This window comes from Rhizobium sp. SEMIA 4085 (assembly GCF_013004495.1).
Lineage (GTDB): Bacteria > Pseudomonadota > Alphaproteobacteria > Rhizobiales > Rhizobiaceae > Rhizobium > Rhizobium gallicum.
Genome location: NZ_JABEPH010000713.1, coordinates 1 through 581 on the forward strand (window position 1 = coordinate 1; position 581 = coordinate 581).

A 581-nucleotide genomic window follows, 5' to 3' on the forward strand; every position below is an offset into this window, starting at 1 on the left:
CCTTGGCCCCTTCGCCAAACCATTCGATGTAGGATGCCGCATAGGCGATCTCGCCCCGGGCCTCAGGAAGCGGCTTGCCCTGCTCGGCCGTCATGATGGCGGCAAGGTCGTCCTGGTTCTCGATCAGAAGCTCGAACCATTTCCGCAGGACGGCAGCGCGTTGCTTTCCGGAAAGCGCCCTCCATCCGGACTGCGCTTGTTCGGCACTCTCGATGGCGCGTTGGGTTTCACCGGCCCCCATTCGGGGAACGCTTGCAACGACGGAACCGTCAGCGGGATTCGTGACATCGATCACCCTGCCGTCGTCGGCGTCGTGCCATTCTCCGCCGATGAAGCACTGGCTGCGCAGCAGCGATGGATCCTTGAGAGTGGGAACTGCCATGGGGTTATCCTTGTTTGAACAAAAGTCATGCTTCGACCAGAAGCGGCTCAAGCAGCTCCCTGGCCTTGTCACCGAACGGAACCGGTCGGCGCGACAGGCGGTCGACGTTGACATGGATGAAAAAACCTTCGGCTGCGGCCACGTCTTCATCGTTACGGAACAGGCCGATCTCGTAGCGAACCGACGAACTGCCTAACCT

Annotated in this window: 1 protein-coding gene and 1 pseudogene; both read right to left on the reverse strand. The window is 60.8% G+C overall.

Annotated elements, in window-relative coordinates; all coding sequences use genetic code 11:
• Positions 1–382: aldehyde dehydrogenase family protein (locus C9413_RS32570; RefSeq protein WP_170251655.1), on the reverse strand; the 382-nt coding region annotated here is incomplete at its 3' end.
• Positions 383–407: 25 nt separating this feature from the next.
• A pseudogene (locus C9413_RS34110) lies at positions 408–581 on the reverse strand (acyl-CoA thioesterase); the annotation flags it as partial.